17 protein-coding genes, 1 tRNA gene and 1 pseudogene are annotated in these 17,654 nt (G+C 58.1%); 15 read left to right on the forward strand and 4 right to left on the reverse strand.

Going from position 1 to position 17,654, the window contains the following annotated elements; all coding sequences use genetic code 11:
- The first annotated feature begins 40 nt into the window (after positions 1–40).
- The 3 genes and pseudogenes from QT231_RS13925 to QT231_RS13930 all read left to right on the forward strand — a co-directional run bounded on the left by QT231_RS13925 (position 41) and on the right by QT231_RS13930 (position 1,795).
- Positions 41–463: a hypothetical protein gene (locus tag QT231_RS13925; protein ID WP_308337462.1), complete on the forward strand. Its 423-nt coding sequence runs from the start codon at positions 41–43 to the stop codon at positions 461–463.
- Positions 456–605: pseudogene (locus QT231_RS24320) on the forward strand (excisionase family DNA-binding protein); the annotation flags it as partial. The gene QT231_RS13925 and the pseudogene QT231_RS24320, both read left to right, overlap by 8 nt.
- 74 nt (positions 606–679) lie before the next feature.
- A complete protein-coding gene (locus QT231_RS13930) occupies positions 680–1,795 on the forward strand; it encodes a tyrosine-type recombinase/integrase (RefSeq protein ID WP_308337463.1) in 1,116 nt (371 codons plus the stop codon).
- Positions 1,796–1,860: 65 nt separating this feature from the next.
- Here QT231_RS13930 and QT231_RS13935 read toward each other — a convergent pair.
- A tRNA-Pro gene (locus QT231_RS13935) sits at positions 1,861–1,937 on the reverse strand.
- 100 nt (positions 1,938–2,037) lie between these two features.
- Positions 2,038–3,042 carry an octaprenyl diphosphate synthase gene (gene ispB / locus QT231_RS13940; RefSeq protein WP_308337464.1) on the reverse strand — a complete coding sequence of 335 codons (1,005 nt, stop codon included), beginning with the start codon at positions 3,040–3,042 and terminating at the stop codon, positions 2,038–2,040.
- A 362-nt stretch (positions 3,043–3,404) separates the two neighbouring features.
- Between ispB and rplU the strand changes: the two genes are divergently transcribed.
- From rplU to proB, 4 genes are all read left to right on the forward strand, one after another.
- Positions 3,405–3,716 carry a 50S ribosomal protein L21 gene (gene rplU, locus QT231_RS13945; RefSeq protein ID WP_035582831.1) on the forward strand — a complete coding sequence of 104 codons (312 nt, stop codon included), beginning with the start codon at positions 3,405–3,407 and terminating at the stop codon, positions 3,714–3,716.
- Positions 3,717–3,745: 29 nt separating this feature from the next.
- Complete coding sequence (gene rpmA / locus QT231_RS13950; RefSeq protein WP_008957069.1) at positions 3,746–4,003, forward strand: 50S ribosomal protein L27; 258 nt, start codon at positions 3,746–3,748, stop codon at positions 4,001–4,003.
- Positions 4,004–4,186: 183 nt separating this feature from the next.
- Positions 4,187–5,374, forward strand: coding sequence for an Obg family GTPase CgtA (cgtA, locus tag QT231_RS13955; protein ID WP_007111885.1), 1,188 nt, complete (start codon positions 4,187–4,189; stop codon positions 5,372–5,374).
- Positions 5,375–5,478: 104 nt separating this feature from the next.
- Positions 5,479–6,618 carry a glutamate 5-kinase gene (gene proB, locus QT231_RS13960; protein WP_308337465.1) on the forward strand — a complete coding sequence of 380 codons (1,140 nt, stop codon included), beginning with the start codon at positions 5,479–5,481 and terminating at the stop codon, positions 6,616–6,618.
- A 16-nt stretch (positions 6,619–6,634) separates the two neighbouring features.
- Here the strand turns inward: proB and QT231_RS13965 are convergent, their stop codons facing one another.
- Positions 6,635–7,630 carry a DUF1853 family protein gene (locus QT231_RS13965; RefSeq protein WP_374694396.1) on the reverse strand — a complete coding sequence of 332 codons (996 nt, stop codon included), beginning with the start codon at positions 7,628–7,630 and terminating at the stop codon, positions 6,635–6,637.
- 187 nt (positions 7,631–7,817) lie between these two features.
- A complete protein-coding gene (locus tag QT231_RS13970) occupies positions 7,818–8,294 on the reverse strand; it encodes a PepSY domain-containing protein (protein ID WP_308337467.1) in 477 nt (158 codons plus the stop codon).
- Positions 8,295–8,468: 174 nt separating this feature from the next.
- Between QT231_RS13970 and QT231_RS13975 the strand changes: the two genes are divergently transcribed.
- The 8 genes from QT231_RS13975 to phnE all read left to right on the forward strand — a co-directional run bounded on the left by QT231_RS13975 (position 8,469) and on the right by phnE (position 17,643).
- A complete protein-coding gene (locus QT231_RS13975; protein ID WP_308337468.1) occupies positions 8,469–8,837 on the forward strand; it encodes a PepSY domain-containing protein in 369 nt (122 codons plus the stop codon).
- Between the two features lie 44 nt (positions 8,838–8,881).
- The gene (locus tag QT231_RS13980; protein ID WP_308321948.1) at positions 8,882–9,556 is read left to right on the forward strand and encodes a response regulator transcription factor; all 675 of its coding nucleotides are present in this window, start codon (positions 8,882–8,884) and stop codon (positions 9,554–9,556) included.
- Positions 9,553–10,929, forward strand: coding sequence for a sensor histidine kinase (locus QT231_RS13985; RefSeq protein ID WP_308337469.1), 1,377 nt, complete (start codon positions 9,553–9,555; stop codon positions 10,927–10,929). Before QT231_RS13980 ends, QT231_RS13985 begins: the two co-directional genes overlap by 4 nt.
- Before the next feature lie 45 nt (positions 10,930–10,974).
- Positions 10,975–12,894 (forward strand): alkaline phosphatase D family protein, encoded by a 1,920-nt coding sequence (locus QT231_RS13990; RefSeq protein ID WP_308337470.1) that lies wholly within the window; start codon positions 10,975–10,977, stop codon positions 12,892–12,894.
- A gap of 158 nt (positions 12,895–13,052) precedes the next feature.
- Entirely contained in the window at positions 13,053–14,837 is a 1,785-nt protein-coding gene (locus QT231_RS13995; protein ID WP_308337471.1) for a bifunctional diguanylate cyclase/phosphodiesterase, read from the forward strand.
- Between the two features lie 91 nt (positions 14,838–14,928).
- Positions 14,929–15,906 (forward strand): phosphate/phosphite/phosphonate ABC transporter substrate-binding protein, encoded by a 978-nt coding sequence (gene phnD / locus QT231_RS14000; RefSeq protein ID WP_308337472.1) that lies wholly within the window; start codon positions 14,929–14,931, stop codon positions 15,904–15,906.
- Positions 15,907–15,982: 76 nt separating this feature from the next.
- Entirely contained in the window at positions 15,983–16,828 is an 846-nt protein-coding gene (gene phnC, locus QT231_RS14005) for a phosphonate ABC transporter ATP-binding protein (RefSeq protein ID WP_308337473.1), read from the forward strand.
- Positions 16,825–17,643 carry a phosphonate ABC transporter, permease protein PhnE gene (gene phnE, locus QT231_RS14010; protein WP_308337474.1) on the forward strand — a complete coding sequence of 273 codons (819 nt, stop codon included), beginning with the start codon at positions 16,825–16,827 and terminating at the stop codon, positions 17,641–17,643. The genes phnC and phnE overlap by 4 nt, the downstream gene beginning before the upstream one ends.
- The last annotated feature ends 11 nt before the right edge of the window (positions 17,644–17,654 follow it).

The raw sequence follows: 17,654 nt of genomic DNA on the forward strand, positions 1-17,654 counted from the left end.
GTAGCTTTCAAGCGGGAGCACCCGCGCTGGGAGGATCGGCATGACTCAACGACTCGACTACATCGTACGCAAGGCCATCAATGGTGCTGATGAAACCATCATGGACGCGCTGATCAATTCGCTCAGTATCAGTGAGCGCTGCTATGTCGCACTGGCTGCCAACCGCGAAGATTGGTTGCCCGACACCTACGACACCCTGGCCGCTTGGCATCGTCTCGACGACGATTGGAAGCTCGGACTGTGCCACTGGCGAGATTGGCCAGAAGAGTGGGTGGTAGAAAGAGAGAACGAACTGAATATGGCCCGACTGTCCATGGCGCTTGATGCCGCTGGTATCCCCGTCAGCACCCTGCCTGGCGCTGAAGCCATTATCGAACGCCTTCAATATCTCATCGAAGAGCGTGACAGGTTGCGCCTAGTGCTGGATGGCGTTGTCGGTCAGGAGGAGGCCCGTCATGACTGACCGGCTACTGTGGAGTATTGAAGAAACCGCTCGCCAGCTGGGCGGCGTCTCGACACGCACGGTGCGTCGCCTGATCGATAATGGCGAACTGACGGCTGTAAGGGTCGGGCGCCGGATCACCATTCCTGCCGACGCAGCTCGCAACTGGGTGGCACGAAATATGGCTCCCGCGCATAATGACTCAAGCGCGGGGCCGGATGTGCAAGGAGAAAGCACATGCCGAAGCGCAAAACTAACCGTCGTCAAGACGGTATCTACGAACGCACGGACTCCCCGTACTACTGGGCGTCATACATCGAGGCAAGCGGCAAGCGCGTTAGACGCTCGACTGGCATCGCCAAATCCGTCGAGGGCAGGCGGGAAGCCGAAGCGCTGCTAAGTAAATGGCGCCTTGAAGCGCACATGGAAAAGCAGTGGGATGAGCAGCCGTCAAGGACGTTCGACGAGTTGATGCTGGCTTACCTGGAGGAGCTGGAAGGAATGGAGCGCAGCACTGAGCGCCATATCTGGAGCCTGAAGAACTTGTATCCAAGGTTCACAGGCCGAGACCTGAACCAGCTCACGCCGGGTGATATCCGCCAGTATATAGTGGATCGCCGCAAGTCTGGGGTTAGCAATGGCACCATTAACCGAGAAATAGGTTTGATGTCGGCGGCACTAAATCACGCCCGCAAGGAGTGGGATTGGGCCATACCCAACCCCTGCGAGAAACGGCGACTCAAGGAGCCGGAGGGTCGTGTGAGATGGATCACCCGCCGGGAGGCCGATGTGCTGCTAGAGGCCGCCCGCGATCCAGAACGGCCTGTTTATCTGGCCGACTTCATCGCGCTGGCGCTGAATACGGGCTGTCGCCGCGGCGAGCTTCTTGGTCTGGAGTGGGCGCGGGTGGATCTTCAAGCGAGACTGATCCACCTGGAAGCCGAGCACACCAAAACCCGTCGCCGACGCAGCGTACCGCTGAATGAGGCCGCCCGGCAGGCGATACTGGCCCGCCTCAGGTTTCGGATGCGTTACTGTGCCGATACGCCCTGGGTATTCTGTAATCAGAAAGGGAACCGGATTGCAGACATCAAGAAAACCTGGGCCACAGTCTGTAAAAAAGCAGGCTTAGACGACTTCCGGATCCACGACATGCGCCATACCTGCGCTGCCTGGCTGGTGACAGCGGGAGTGCCGCTCGCAGAAGTTAGGGATCTGCTGGGCCACAGCACAATCGCCATGACGGAGCGCTACGCCCACCTGGCACCGGAGAACGTGCGTTCAGCGGTGGCCAGACTGGATGAAAAGGAGGTGCCAGAAACAAAACACCCCCGGCAGAGCCGAGGGTATTGAGTCACGATTTGGTCACGTGAGACTCAGGCAGTTAGAAAAAAGTGAGCCTAAGACGTTGAATTCTTTGGTCGGAATAGCAGGATTCGAACCTACGACCTCTGCCTCCCGAAGGCAGCGCTCTACCAAGCTGAGCTATATTCCGAATGTTGCCGAGCTGTGTTTGCCTGAGCTCAACAACGGAGGTGGATCATACTTAGCCACAGGTGTTTTTTCAAGTCCTCGGCGGCGTGATGCGGCAATTTTTATGCTTGGCGATCAACCGCTAAGCGGGCCAACTGGGCCATGCTGTCGCGGTAGGCGCTGGGCGGTAGGGCGTCCAACTGCTGCAGGGCTTTATCGGCCATCTCTTCGGCGCGCTGGCGGGTGTAGTCGAGCGCGCCGGTGGCGTGAACAATTTCCAGCACGGCGTCGAGCTGCTCAAGCCCGCCATCGCGAATCACCTGACGAATCAGCTTGGCCTGTTCCGGTGTGCCTTGCTCCATGGCGTGGATCAGCGGCAGCGTTGGCTTGCCTTCGGCGAGGTCGTCGCCGACATTTTTGCCCATGGCGTCGGCGTCGCCCTGGTAATCCAGCAGGTCATCAATAAGCTGGAAAGCGAGGCCCAGGTAGCGGCCGTAATACTGGAGTGCCTGCTCCTGTTCCGGCGTTGCCTCCGCCAGCACCGCGCCACTGTGGGAAGCCGCTTCGAATAATTTGGCGGTTTTACCCAAAATGGTCTCGAAATAATCTTCTTCAGAGATGCTGGGGTTGCCAATATTGGTCAACTGCAGTACTTCGCCTTCCGCGATGATGCAGGTGGCGCCAGAGAGAATCGCCATAATGCGCATGGAGCCCACATCCACCATCATCTGAAACGAGCGGGCATAAAGAAAGTCACCGACCAGTACCGAAGGTGCATTGCCCCAGGCATCGTTGGCGGTTTTCTTGCCTCGGCGCATATGCGACTCATCCACCACGTCATCGTGGAGCAGCGTGGAGGTGTGCATAAACTCAATCAACGTGGCCAGCGGGATATGTTTATCGCCGGTATAGTTGAGAGAGCGGGCGGCGAGTAGCGCCAATAAAGGGCGCAAACGCTTGCCACCGCTTTCGGTGATGTACTGGCCGATGGTTTCGACCAACGGCACTTTGGAGTTAAGCTGTTCGACAATCGTCCTGTTGACGGCTGCGAAATCATCGGCCACCACGGCGTGCAGCGGTGAAGGCGTTGGGCTGTCAGGCTGGGCTGAGGAAGCGTTAGCGGTCATGGATACGTTCATCGCGGCAGATGGAGGCGGGAAGTGCCGCCCGAAGTTGTGTTACGTAGTTGTTTCACGTAGCTGTGGTTACGTCGTTGGAGCCATGCTATGGGGCTGCCTGTTGGGCGTCAAGATACGTACAAGGTTTAAGGTATCGTGTTAGTCATCATTGGCAATTGACATTGGTCAGTAGTCTTGTGGTAAGAGTAGATAGTCGCTATAATCCGCGACCCACTCATCTTGCTCCCTGTCAGATGGCTCCAAAAGGGGCGCCACTCGCAGCAGGTCGATAAGAGCACGACTCGCAAGAGCGTAGGAGATGAGTGCCGTTTAACCGTTAGAACGGCATTAACGACAGTCCGGAGAGCGACATGTACGCAGTTATTAAAAGCGGTGGTAAGCAGTACCGCGTTCAAGAAGGTCAAACCCTCAAACTTGAGAAAATCGAAGTCGCTACCGGCGAAACGATTGAGTTTGACGAAGTGCTGATGGTCGCAGACGGCGATGACTTCAACATCGGTGCGCCGATGCTCAGTGGTGCTAAAGTCTCTGCCGAAGTGGTTTCCCACGGCCGTGGCGATAAAGTCACCATCATCAAGTTCCGTCGTCGTAAGCACCACATGAAGCGTCAGGGCCACCGTCAGTGGTTCACTGAAGTCAAAATTACCGGAATTTCTGCGTAAGCGGTCAATTCCCTTAGGAGGATTTTGCAATGGCACATAAAAAGGCAGCTGGCTCCACGCGTAACGGTCGCGATTCCGAGTCCAAACGCTTAGGTGTGAAACTCTTCGGTGGCCAAGCGGCGACTGCGGGTAACATCATCGTACGTCAGCGCGGCACGCGTTTCCACGCGGGCACAGGCGTTGGCCTTGGTCGTGACCACACACTGTTCGCACTGAGCGACGGTTTTGTGAAGTTTGAGACCAAAGGCCCGAAAAACCGCAAGTTCGTAAGCATCGTTTCTGCCTAAACGGCTATTGCTATGCTCGCGGTTGCGAGAAAAAAAGGCCCCGCTATGGCGGGGCTTTTTTGTCGGTTAAATCTCTTTTCCAATCCATTTTTCCACAGTTCTATATCAGCGGGCTGTTGGGAATGAAGGGTGAAGAAAAAAAGTAGTGCATATTAGGGCGGCGGAAGCGGCCGGGAGAATCCAATGCAGTTCGTCGATGAAGCCTCGATTATTGTTGAGGCGGGCAAAGGCGGCAATGGCTGTCTGAGCTTTCGCCGCGAAAAATATGTGCCCAGGGGCGGCCCCGATGGGGGTGATGGCGGTCATGGTGGCAGCGTTTACCTGATTGGTGACGATGCGCTGAATACCTTGATCGATTTTAAGTTTCAGCGTTTCTATAAAGCCCAAAATGGGCAGGGCGGCATGGGCCGTCAAATGAGCGGCAAGGCCGGTGAAGACCTGCACGTTAAAGTGCCGGTGGGCACCACGGTGATTGATGAAGACACCCTGGAAGTCATCGCCGATGTCACCGAAATCGGTCAGGTGGTACTGGTAGGCGAAGGTGGTCGGCGTGGGTTGGGTAATATCCACTTCAAGTCGTCGACCAACCGCGCGCCGCGTCGCACCACGCCAGGTACCGATGGCGACCGTCGCAATCTGCGCCTGGAAATGAAGGTAATGGCCGATGTGGGCCTGCTGGGCATGCCCAACGCGGGTAAATCGACGCTGATTCGCTCGGTGTCGGCTGCCAAGCCCAAGGTCGCCAACTACCCGTTCACGACCCTAGTACCCAACTTGGGCGTGGTAAAACTGGGGATGCACGAACACTTCGTGATGGCCGACGTACCGGGCTTGATCGAAGGCGCCTCTGAAGGTGCTGGTTTAGGGCTGCGCTTTTTGAAGCACCTGACCCGCACGCGTCTGTTGTTTCACGTGGTCGACGTCGCGCCGTTTGATGAGTCTGACCCGGTGGAAGCGGCCAAGGCCATTGTTCACGAGTTGGGGCAGTTCTCGCCAGCGCTTTCCGAGCGTCCGCGCTGGCTGGTGCTGAACAAGTTTGACCTGCTGCCGGAAGATGAGCGTGAAGAGCGCGCGCAGCAGATTATCCAGGCACTCAACTGGGAAGGCCCGGTATTCCGCATTTCGGCGATCAGCAGCGACGGCACCGATAAGCTGGTGCAAGCGGCCTACCGCTGGTTGACCGAGCAGCGCCGCCTTGAGAACGAAGACGAAGAGGCGCTGGCGCGTGAAGAAGAGATGCGCCGCCGGATGGAAGAGGAGTCGGTGGCGCGTACCGAAGATCGTTTGGGTCGTCGACGTAAGCGCGACGATGAAGATGACGAAGATTTCGACGACGATGATTACGATGTTGAAGTCGAGTACGCGCCTTAGTGGTATTGAATGGGTGCATTCGGTAGTAAGCTTAAAGTTATAAGCTAAAAGGGGGCTGCGTTCGCGCGGCCCCTTTTGTAAGTGCCTGATTGAGGTGGGGTCGCATGGAAAGTAACGAGCAAATTCTAGGGCGCAGCGCGCTCAGCCGTGCACGGCGAGTCGTGGTGAAGATCGGCAGTGCGCTACTCACTAACGATGGCCGTGGTCTGGATGAAGCCGCTATTGGCGGCTGGGTGGATCAGATCGCCGCTTTGCACCAGCAAGGCATTGAGGTGGTGCTGGTCTCTTCCGGCGCCGTGGCGGCGGGCATGGTGCGCCTCGGCTGGCAAGTGCGCCCCAGTGCCGTGCACGAGCTGCAAGCTGCTGCTGCGGTGGGTCAAAACGTCTTGACCCAGTGCTATGAAAACCACTTTGCTCGCCACGACATGCTCACCGCGCAAATCCTGCTCACCCACGACGACCTTTCCAACCGCAAGCGTTACCTGAATGCTCGCTCGGCGCTACGCACCCTGGTAGAAATGCGCGTGGTGCCGGTGATCAATGAAAACGACACCGTGGTCACCGATGAGATTCGCTTTGGCGATAACGACACGCTTGGGGCGCTGGTCGCCAACCTGCTGGAAGCGGATGCGCTGCTGCTACTGACCGACCAGGAAGGTCTGTTTGATGCCGACCCGCGCCATAACCCCAATGCCCAGATGATTGCCGAAGGGCGCGCCGATGACCCGCGTTTAGCCGCCGTCGCAGGTAGTGGCGGTGCGCTGGGACGCGGTGGTATGAGCACCAAGGTACGCGCTGCGCAGTTAGCGGCGCGCTCTGGGGCGGTCACGGTCATCGCCAGTGGCCGCCAGCCTGACGCTATTAATCGGATAATGGCCGGCGAGGCGTTGGGCACGCTGCTGCGGCCTGACCAAGTGCCCATGGCAGCGCGCAAGCGCTGGCTGGCGGGTCAACTGCAGGTGCGCGGTACGCTGGTGCTGGATGCCGGGGCGGTCAAAGTGCTGCGCGATAAAGGCTCAAGCCTGCTGGCGGTCGGTGTGCGCGATGTGCAGGGCAACTTTAAGCGCGGCGATATGGTGGTGTGCGTGGATGAACAGGGCGCATCAGTGGCTAAAGGCCTGGTGAACTACGGCGTGGATGAAGCGCGGCTGTTGGCGGGCCAGCCCAGCCATCAGATTGAAGCGATCCTCGGCTATGTGGAAGCCCACGAGCTGATCCATCGCGATAACTTGGTGGTGATTTAGCCGCGAAGGTGGTTATTTAACCCCTAATGCGGGGTGGTAGTGGCACTTGCCGTGGCCAGTCGTCGGGCACCAAAAATAGTCGTTCATAGCGTTGTTTCTCTGATCCCACCTCCGAGTAACAGAGCATAAGCTGCTGAGGTGAGCGCCAGGCGTGAACCTTTTCGATAATCGCGGGCAGCACCTCCGCCGCTGGCCGAAAAGCGCTGCGCAGCGGCGGTGACAGCCAGTGGGGTTTTTCCAGCCATACCATCTCCGGCATGGCGGGAAGGCTGGCTGCCAGCTCAGGCCAATGGCGCAAATAGCACCAGGTGCCTCGGCGGTGATCTGCCGTTGCCCCTTCCGGGGCTGGCATCTCCGCGTGCCAGGGGTAATACAGCACGCCGGGCATTGCCAGTCGCTGGGTAAGCTGTTCGCCTAATTCCCGGCCAGAAACTCCAATATCTCTGGGTGTTAACCAATAGGTGAGCGTTTCCAGCGCGGGTAGTGTGCTGGAGAGTGGCAGTTGATGGCGCTGTAAGTGAGTGCACTTAAGCGCCAGGCTATCCAGCCCGCCGGGGCCAATCCAGCGGCTTTGGCTGGTGGGCGCGCCAGGCCCTTCAGGTAGTCCCAGGTAGAACTTGATCGCCACTTCCAAATGCACCGGTGCCGGGTTATCGCGGGTGCGATAGAGCATATCCAGCTCGCCTAAGGTATTGCGCTTTCGGGTGATGCGTACGTTTTGGGCGAGCAATCGCGTATTGGGTGCGTGGTCTAACAGCGTGTGCCACAGGCGTTCGTGGTAATGGCCCATGCGCGTAGCGCGGCTGCCGTTTAAAGCGGCCAATGGCTGCCGACCTAACTGGCGCAGCCAGGGCAGTAGAGCATTCTCCAAGCCTAGCTCTTTAAGTGTCGGGCGCCCAGCGCAAGGGATGGGGGGCGGCAGTTCAACCAGGTCAGGCGTGGCGACCAACCAGGCTAAGTCTCTCAGTGCTGACACTGTGTTTAGTGCTGACTCCATGTTTAGTACTGACATCGCGTTGCCGAGTGCTTCATTCTCCAGCACGCCATGAAGGCTATCGTTCAGCACGGATTTCTCCTCAGCACCCTGATAAGGTCGGCACTATAAAGTTAGCTACATGATTGAACAGCCTACCATAAACGCAGCGGGCTCCCCGTAGGGAGCCCGCAAAGCGATTAGCTAACAGTTTTAGCTGACGTTATTAGTCGCGGTCAATTTGGGTAACTTCGGCAGAGCCCTGACGAACGCTGATTTCTAGTTCGCGGCCATTTTCATCGCGGCCTTCGATATCAATGATGCCGCTTCTATCGATGTCGAGGTCTTCAAACTCGACCATGCCTTCTTGGCTGGCAACGTCTAACGCTTGACGGATATCATCTTCGCTCATGCCCCAGGCACCGCTAATCAGGCGCTCACGTTTCTCTTTTAGCGTTTCACCGTTGTCGAGGGAGATTTCCACATCGGCGTACCATTCATCATCCAGCCAGCCTTCTACTTCCACACGGCCACGGCTTTTAATGCTAACTTCTTCGTAGTGGCTGAAACCGTAATCATTGGCGTGGGTCAATACGTCATCGATGCGATCCATCGGCAGCGAATCGGCCTGGGCACTACCGGCAGCCGCGGCAAGCAGTAGAGCAGAGGTCGGGATCAGCAGCATTTTTTTCATGGTATTCATAGCAAATTCCTTCTTTACGTATTTAAACGTGAGTGTCTATACGACAATGTTTATACAACAGTGCATAAACGGCATTCAGCGAATGCGACAGGGAATTTATACCACTGCAATACTTTCCTTAAGCTGACAAAGCTGTTCATCTAACGTTCATGTTGCCTTTGGCATGCTTGCACCATGCGTAAACTCCACTGTCACCTTATTAAACCGCTGCGCAGCCTCCAACGAGGCACTCGTCGTAACGTCACTGGTCTAGCCCTAGTGCTACTGCTGGTGGGCAGCGCTGTGGGTGACCAGCATTGGGAGTCGCTGCACGGCGAGGTGCGCCGTGGCGAGGTCGTGCCTCTTGACTCTATTCTGGATTGGCTGGAAGCCCACTATATAGGCGAAGTGCTGGAGGTTGAGGTGGAGCGCGAAGGAGGATATGTCGAGTACGAAATCAAGCTGCTTGGCCCGCAAGGGCAAGTCGTCGAATTCGAGTTTGATGGCCATAACGGCCAATTGATGTCGATAGAAGGTGTACGTATCAACGATATGCGCCGGTAGCCCGTTGCCATCATTTGCCATATAAAAAGAAGGGTAGTTAGCCAATGAAGTGTTTGTTGGTAGAAGATGACCAGGCGCTGGCTCGTGAGCTTAGCCAAGCGCTGCGCGACGGCGACTGGCTGGTGGAGCATGCGGCGACAGGTCAGGAAGCCGATTTTCTAGTGCGCACGGAAGCCTACGACACGCTGATTCTGGATGTCGGGCTACCCGATGGTGATGGTACCCGCTGGCTTTCAGCATGGCGGGAAGATGGTATCGACCTGCCAGTGCTGATCCTTACCGCCCGTGAGCGCTGGGCCGATAAAGCTGCAGGCTTTACCGCCGGAGCCGATGACTACGTCACCAAGCCGTTCGAATCCGCGGAAGTACTCTTTCGCCTGCGCGCCCTGGTGCGCCGCAGCCATGGCCATGCCCACCCGGTGCTGAAAGTGGGCGAGCTGAGTTTGGATACCCACACCCAACACGTTTCGCTTGCCGGGCGTCCGGTGGGATTGACCGCCCAGGAGACCCGCCTGCTGGGCTATTTGATGCACGCGGCGCCGCGGGTCGTCAGCCGTACCGAGCTTTCAGAGCACGTTTACGACCGCGATCATGAGCCTGACTCCAACGTGATCGATGTTCAGGTCAGCCGCCTGCGCCGCAAATTGGGCAGCTGGCGCATTGCCACCCTGCGTGGCCAGGGCTATCGGCTATTAGCAGAAGAGCCCGCTAGCGAATGAGTCAAGACACCACCGCATGGAAAGATCGCTGGGCAAAACGTTCTATCAGCGTGCGGCTACTGCTGGCCGTATTGGTGATGGTCGGGTTGGCGCTGCCCATCGCGGGCACGCTGCTATCTCATCACTACCGTGCTTCGGCCACGCAGGCCTTTGACGAACGCTTGGGGGCCACCCTAAACGTCATCATCGCGGGCGTCACCTACGACAACATTGAACAGCAGCTAGTCCATGACCGGGCGCTGGGCGACCCGCGTTTTGAGAATGTCTACTCTGGCTGGTACTGGCAAATCACCGATGGCGAGGAAAATACCCTGGCTTCGCGTTCGCTCTGGGATCAGCGCCTACCGGTCATCGACAATGACACCCTTAGCGCCCGCTCGATACCTGGCCCCCGGGGCCAGTCGCTGCGCGTGGTGGAGCGGGATATCTACCTGGCGCCGTTAGAGGCGCCGCTGCATATTAGCGTGGCGGCTCGGGACGATGTGCTAGCCCGTGATATTGGCGAATTTCAGCGTCTGTTGTGGGGCGGTTTAGTCGGCCTGGGCGTGCTGTTGCTCGGTGTATTGGCGCTGCAAGTGCGCTGGGGGCTGGCGCCGCTTCGGCGTATGCATGCCAATCTGCACGATGTAGAACAGGGGCACGCCGAACAGCTGGATACCCGCTTGCCCGACGAGCTGGCGACGTTGGCTGCCTCAATGAACGCGGTGCTGGCTCGCGACCAGCGCCTGATCGAGCGTGGTCGTCATACCGCTGGCAACCTTGCCCATGCGCTGAAAACCCCGCTGAGTGTGATGCGCCTTCAGCTACGCCAACTGCCGGAAGCGAACCGTGCCACCTGGGAAGTTGAGTTGGCCCGTGTGGAGAGCGCGGTACGCCACCACTTGGCGAGAGCATCGGCAGCGGGCGAGGGCGTACGCTTTGCGCCGATTGATTTGCATGCCACCCTGGCGCCGTTGCTCAATGGACTAGCCAGACTTGCCCAGCGCCGTGGCATTGCGCTGGGCCAAACCTGGCCACCTGACGTTAAGGTGCATATGGATGATCAGGATATCCAGGAGCTGGTGGGCAACTTGATGGATAACGCGCTGCGCTGGGCACACAGCGATGTGCAGCTACAGGTAGCGATCGATGAACAGCGGTTAACCTTGACCGTTAGCGACGATGGCCCCGGCATGTCTGAAACGGAGTGCCAGCAGGCGGTACAACGCGGTAAACGGTTGGACGAACAACGCTCGGGCAGCGGCCTGGGGCTGGCAATTGTGACCGATCTTGTCGCCCTGTATAGCGGCCGTATGCAGCTTGGGCGCGCCAGCACTGGCGGGTTACAAGTGGTGATCGAGCTGCCCGTCGTTGCGCGTCATCGTCGCACATAATCGTCTCGCGCAATCGTCTCGCGAAAAGCATGGAGACCGCACCGAATGAATCGCACAGATACACTGCCCGATATAGTCGCCGGCCCCCTGTTAAGGCGCATCAGTACTACTCGGCTGGTGTTCTGGCTGGTCGGCACCCGGCCGCTGAACATGGCCTTGGTGCTGCGACCTGGGAGCATCGATAGCCAGACGATTGGTTTGGCGCATCACCAGCAATGCATCGCTATCGGTGAACGCGCATTTATTTACCTGATCGATTGCGAGCTTGAGTCAGCGCTGCCCTGTGACGAACGCATCGAATACGACCTGCAGGTGGAGTCCCCGCTGGGCGAATGGCGCTCACTGCCCGGGTGGGCGCCGTGGCTGTGCTATGACGGTGCCGCCTATCCCGCTTTTGTGATTGCCTCGCGCCATTACCGTCTGATGCACGGCTCCTGTCGCAAGCCCCATCACGATAGTGCCGATGGGCTGGTGCGCGCCGATAGCTGGCTTGCCGAACAGCAGTCTACGCCCACCGAATGGCCCGCCTGGCTGTTGATGACCGGTGATCAGGTCTACGCCGATGACGTGGCCGGGCCAATGCTGCGCGCCGTGCATGCGCTGATCGAACGGCTAGGGCTGGTGGACGAGTGGCTGGAAGGCGCTACAGTCGATGATAGTCAGGCGCTTTATCAGTCGCCTGATAGCTATTACCGGCGTGCGCAGCTGCTGCCCGATGTGACCAGCAACGTGGCGCTACGCGAGCGCTTTTTTGGCGGTGTCAAAAAGCCGGTGTTTACCTCGGCGAACGCGCAAAATCATTTAATGACGCTGGCTGAAATGCTCGCCATGTACTGCCTGGTGTGGTCGCCGACGCCCTGGCAAATGATTGCGCCAACGCCGCCTGCCTTGGATGAAAAAGACGCCGAGCTGTATCGCCAGGAACAGGCGGTGATCGATACCTTTGTTGATGGTTTGCCCCAGTGCGCGCGACTGATGGCGCATCTGCCCAGCCTGATGATTTTTGACGACCACGATGTTACCGACGACTGGAACCTAACCGCCGATTGGGAGCGCGCCGCCTACGGCCATCCGTTCTCTAAACGCATTATCGGTAACGCCCTGGTGGCGTATCTGCTATGCCAAGGCTGGGGTAACGACCCGGATAAGATGAATCCGTTAGTCCACCACGCCTCGACCCTGCTAGGCGATGGCGACCAACCGCTAGTCTGTGCTGAGCAGGATGGGCTGATTGAGCGGCTGCTGCGCTTTCAGGGCTGGGAATTTCAGGTGCCGGGCACCCCCGCGCTGATTGTGCTCGATACCCGCACCCGCCGCTGGCGCAGCGAACGCAGCCCGCACCGGCCTTCGGGCTTGATGGACTGGGAGGCGCTAATGGAGATGCAGCAGGCGTTAATGGGCGCCAAGAGCGCGGTGATTGTCTCTCCCGCGCCGATGTTTGGCGTCAAGTTGATAGAGACCATCCAAAAACTGTTTACCGCCGTGGGGAAGCCGCTGGTGGTGGACGCTGAAAACTGGATGGCCCACCGCGGAGCCGCTAATACGCTGCTGCAGATTTGGCGCCACTCCAAAACCCCCGGCAACTATGTGATTTTGTCCGGGGATGTGCACTACTCCTTTGTCTACGACATTGTGGTTCGCCATCAGCGCCGCGCGCCCCACCTGTGGCAAATTACCTCCAGCGGGATCAAAAATACTTTCCCCGAAAATCTGCTCAATACCTTTGACCGCCTCAACCGCTGGCTCTATGCCCCATGGTCACCTCTCAATGCATTTACCAAACGCCGTAAGCTAAGTGTTCACCCCCGCGACCCTGACCGTGCCAGCGCCGGTGAGCGGTTGTGGAACGCCAGCGGTATTGGCTTGGTGACCCTTGACGAGAAAGGCCGCCCTGTCGATATCCGCCAGCTTGACGCCGACGGCAGCGAAGTGGTGTTTCCAGCCCCCGAGAAGCCTCTCTCTTGACCTCCGGTTAGCGCCAACTGCTTGATGCCCTTGATGATTGTCATGATAGCGTCATGAAAATGACGCACGCTTGCAGCTTATCAACAACCTCCAGGGAAGGTGACACATCATTGGCACCACCGCTGGTTGTCAGGGTGGCAGAAGAGGGCAGCAGGCAAATGACCGCACAAGAAGGGCAGTGGCTTAACCAGATTATTGCGGCAGAAGAGCTGCACGTGCTCTTTCAGCCCATTGTGGATGCCAGCCAACGGGCGATTTATGGTTATGAAGCGCTGATCCGAGGGCCTAAAACGTCGCCGCTGTACTCCCCGTTACGCTTGTTTGAGGTGGCTACCCAGGCAGGCAAGTTAGTCGAGTTAGATTTGCTTTGTCGGCGCCTGGCAATACAGCGTTTTGCAGAACTCGATCTGCCTGGCCTGCTGTTTCTTAACGTAATGCCGCTGACCATCGTCGAGCGTGATTTCCGCGAAGGCTTAACGCTGGGCTTTATTCGTGACAGCGGTTTGCCCCCAGAGCGGGTGGTGATTGAGCTCACCGAACACGTGCCCATCCATGACTACGAGCTAATGCGCCAGGCGGTGGATCACTACCGCACCATGGGCTTCCAGGTGGCGTTGGATGATCTTGGCGCCGGGCACTCAAGCCTGCGCCACTGGTCGGAGCTACGCCCCGATTTCGTGAAGCTCGACCGCCACTTTATTTCCGGCATCGACCAGGAGCCGGCCAAGCGAGAATTCCTGCGCTCGATTCTCGATGTAGCCCGCAGCCTGGACTGCCAGGTGATCGCCGAAGGCGTGGAGACCGCCGCTGAGCACCTTTGCCTGTGGGAACTCGACCGCGGACTGGCGCTGCTGCAAGGCTTCTATTTTGCCCGACCCAGCCAGCAGCCGCCGTTAGAGCTCAATATGCTGCTGCCCGCAACCACGCATTTAAAAAGCCCCGTAGGGCGCACCGCGCGGTCTATTTCAAGGGCTATTGACGCCATAACAACGGATTGCGCGGTGCCGTATATCTCCGAACGATTCCGTCAACAGCCCAGTTTGCGCTGTATGGCCGTGCTGGAAAATGGTAAGCCCGTGGCAGTGGTACGCCGTAACGCGTTTTTAACCCTGTTTACCAACCCCTACAGCCACTCTCTGTATGCCAAGCGCCGCGTGCTGGACGTTGCTGACACCCGGATGCTGGTGGCGGAAGCGGATACGCCGCTGGAGATTTTGAGCCAGCAGCTGACCGATAGCCGGGATATTGAGCAGGAAGATTTTGTCATCGTTAACGCCAACGGTGACTACCTGGGGATGGGCAATATCGTTGACCTTTTGCGCGAGATTACCGCCATCCAGGTACGCCAGGCGCGCCACGCCAATCCGCTGACGGGCTTGCCGGGCAATATTCTGATCAATGAAACCCTGGCGGCCTATTTGGCTGCTGGGCAGGGGTTTGCGGCGGCCTACGTTGATTTGGATAACTTTAAAGCCTTTAACGATGCCTACGGCTACGCCCGAGGCGATCACATCATTATTTCGTTATCGCGATTGCTGCAAGCACAGGTAGAGAGTGTCGGGGGCTTTATCGGCCATATTGGCGGTGATGATTTTATGATGCTGTTACCGCTCGGCCTGTGGGAGAGTGTCTGCCAGCAAATTCTGCACTCATTCGAAGTGATGGCCCCCGGCTTCTATGAAGAGGCCGACCGCCTTCAGGGCGGGATTCAGATTGAAAGCCGCCAGAATAGACTGACGTTTTTCCCCTTTGTTAGCGTCTCGATCGCGGTGAAGCCCATCCCCGATACGACCAGCTGTCAATCGCTGGATATCGCCAGCGAGCTGTCTGAGCTGAAGCACCAGGCCAAAAAGATCCCTGGCAACAGTCTGTTCTTGGAGCGTCGTGGTCACTGCATGGATCCCGAGGGCAAAGTGATGGGCACTGTCACCGGGCGTTCATAAAGACGTCACCAACTAGTCATAAGAGTGCCCCTTCTTTGTCATTTTAAACCGTCAGGATATCGGCATCTTCTAACAACGTGACAGGTGACCCATGCAGACCTCCTCTTTTTTCAATGCGCTACCCCGCACATTAATCAGTGCCGCCGTTGCCAGTACTTTCGCCTTGGCTGCGGTGAACGCCTCTGCGGATCTCTCATCGCGCTATGTGGATAACGATGGCGATATGGTCGCCGATGTTCCCAGCGATGAGTCTCAGTGGGCCGACCCGGATACCTTGGTGTTTGCCTATACCCCGGTTGAAGATCCCGCGGTTTACGCGGATGTCTGGTCTGACTTTCTGGATCACCTGAGCGAAGCCACTGGCAAAAAAGTCCAGTTCTTCCCGGTGCAGTCCAACGCTGCCCAGCAGGAAGCGCTGCGCGCGGGCCGTTTGCACGTCGCTGGCTTTAATACCGGCGGCGTACCGGTGGCGGTTAACTGCGGTGGCTTCCGCCCCTTCGCCATGATGGCCGCTGAAGATGGCAGCTTTGGTTACGAAATGGAGATCATTACCTATCCAGGCAGCGGCATTGAGGCCGTTGAAGACCTGGAGGGTCGCCAGTTAGCGTTTACCTCCGAGACCTCCAACTCTGGCTTCCGCGCACCCTCTGCGCTGTTGCGTTCAGAGTACGGTCTGGAAGCGGGTGAAGATTTTGAAACGGCTTTCTCCGGCTCCCACGACAACTCCATTCTCGGCGTGGTCAACGAAGACTACGACGCGGCGGCGATTGCTAACTCCGTGGGTAAGCGGATGATTTCCCGCGGTGTGGTTAACGAAGGTGATTACGAGGTTATCTACACCTCGCAAACCTTCCCCACCACCGCTTACGGGTTAGCCAATAACCTGAACCCAGAGCTTGCCGAGAAAATCCAGGATGCCTTCTTCAGCTACGACTGGGAAGGCACTGCCCTTGAAACGGAATTCGCCAACTCCGGTGAAGCACAGTTTATTCCTATCACCTATCAGGAAAACTGGGCCGTTATTCGCACCATTGCCGACGCCAACGGCGTGACCTACGACTGCGATTAATCAGTCGGTTATCAGCAGTTATTCGGCCAGGAGGGCTTACCTTCTGGCCGTTTCGCTATACATAAGAGGTGGAACGATGTTGACACTAAGTGGCGTAGGCAAGCGCTACCCCACCGGGGATCGAGCGCTGACGGATATTGAACTCACGCTGCCCAAAGGCCAGGTGATGGCGCTGATTGGGCCATCGGGCGCGGGTAAAAGCACGCTCATTCGCTGTGTGAACCGATTGGTTGAACCCACCCAAGGCAGCATTCGCCTGGAAGATACCGAACTCACCACGCTTTCGGGGCATAAATTGCGTCATGCCCGCCGCTCCATGGGGATGATTTTTCAGGAGTACGCGTTGGTCGATCGGCTGACCGTCATGGAGAACGTGCTTTCCGGGCAGCTCGGCTATGTCGGTTTTTGGCGCAGCTTTTTACGTCGCTACCCGCAGGAAGCCGTGGTCGAAGCCTTCCGGCTGCTAGAGCGGGTAGGCCTGACCCATGCCATCGATAAGCGCGCCGACGCCCTGTCCGGCGGCCAGCGGCAACGGGTCGGCATTGCCAGGGCGCTACTGCAGAGCCCCAAGCTGCTGCTGGTCGATGAACCGACCGCCAGCCTTGACCCGAAAACCTCCCGCCAAATCATGCGCCTGATTCGGGAGCTGTGCGCCGAGCGCGAACTGGCGGCGATTATCAATATTCACGACGTAGCACTGGCCCAGCAGTTTGCCGACCGTATTGTCGGCCTGCGCGCGGGTGAAATCGTCTTTGATGGTCTGCCCAGCGAACTGGATAGCGAGATGCTCACCACGATCTACGGCGAAGAGGAGTGGGATACCACGCCGGAGCCCATAGACGATGAAGCCGCAAACGAGGAGCCGGTTAGCCCACCTTACGCACGGGTGATGTCAGCCATTGAAGCGGGAGCGGCACGATGAGCGAGCAGGCGCGTCAACAGGCGGCTCGGCGCGGTGAGTGGCGGCGTCTACCGATGATTGAAAGCCCGCGTTTGCGCTGGGGGCTCGCCGTCGGCGCGGTGGTGTATGTGTTGTTAGCGCTTGCCTCGGTAGAGGTGAACTGGGCACGGGTCGCTGAAGGGTCAGCGAGGGCGGTCAATTTTTTAGGCGCCTTTATACAGCCCGATTTTATCAGCCGCTACGACGATATCGTTGCGGGGCTGTTGGAGAGTTTGACCATGACGCTGACCTCCACGGTATTGGGTGTGCTACTGGCGATACCCGTGGGCTTAGGGGCGGCGCGCAACATTTCCCCGCTACCCATCTACTTTGTGTGTCGTGCGATTATCGCCGTTTCCCGCACCTTTCAAGAGATCATCATCGCCATTCTGTTTGTGGTGATGTTTGGCTTTGGGCCGTTTGCGGGCATGATCACTCTGGCCTTCGCGACGATTGGCTTTATGGCCAAGCTGCTGGCGGAAGATATTGAAGACTTGGATTGGCGCCAGGTGGAAGCAGTGCGCGCCACGGGGGCCAGCTGGTGGCAAACCATGAATCACGCCGTGCAGCCCCAGGTAATGCCGCGTTTGATCGGGCTCTCCATGTACCGCCTGGATATCAACTTCCGTGAGTCATCGGTGATCGGCATTGTCGGGGCAGGCGGTATCGGCGCCACGCTGAATACCTCGCTGAGCCGCTATGAGTACGACACCTCCGCGGCGATTCTATTGATCATCATCGCCATCGTGCTGCTGTGCGAGTACAGCTCAAGCCATGTCCGCCGCTGGACCCAGTAATTTCTGGCCTG

The sequence above is a fragment of the Halomonas sp. SpR1 genome, from assembly GCF_031010175.1.
Taxonomy (GTDB): domain Bacteria; phylum Pseudomonadota; class Gammaproteobacteria; order Pseudomonadales; family Halomonadaceae; genus Vreelandella.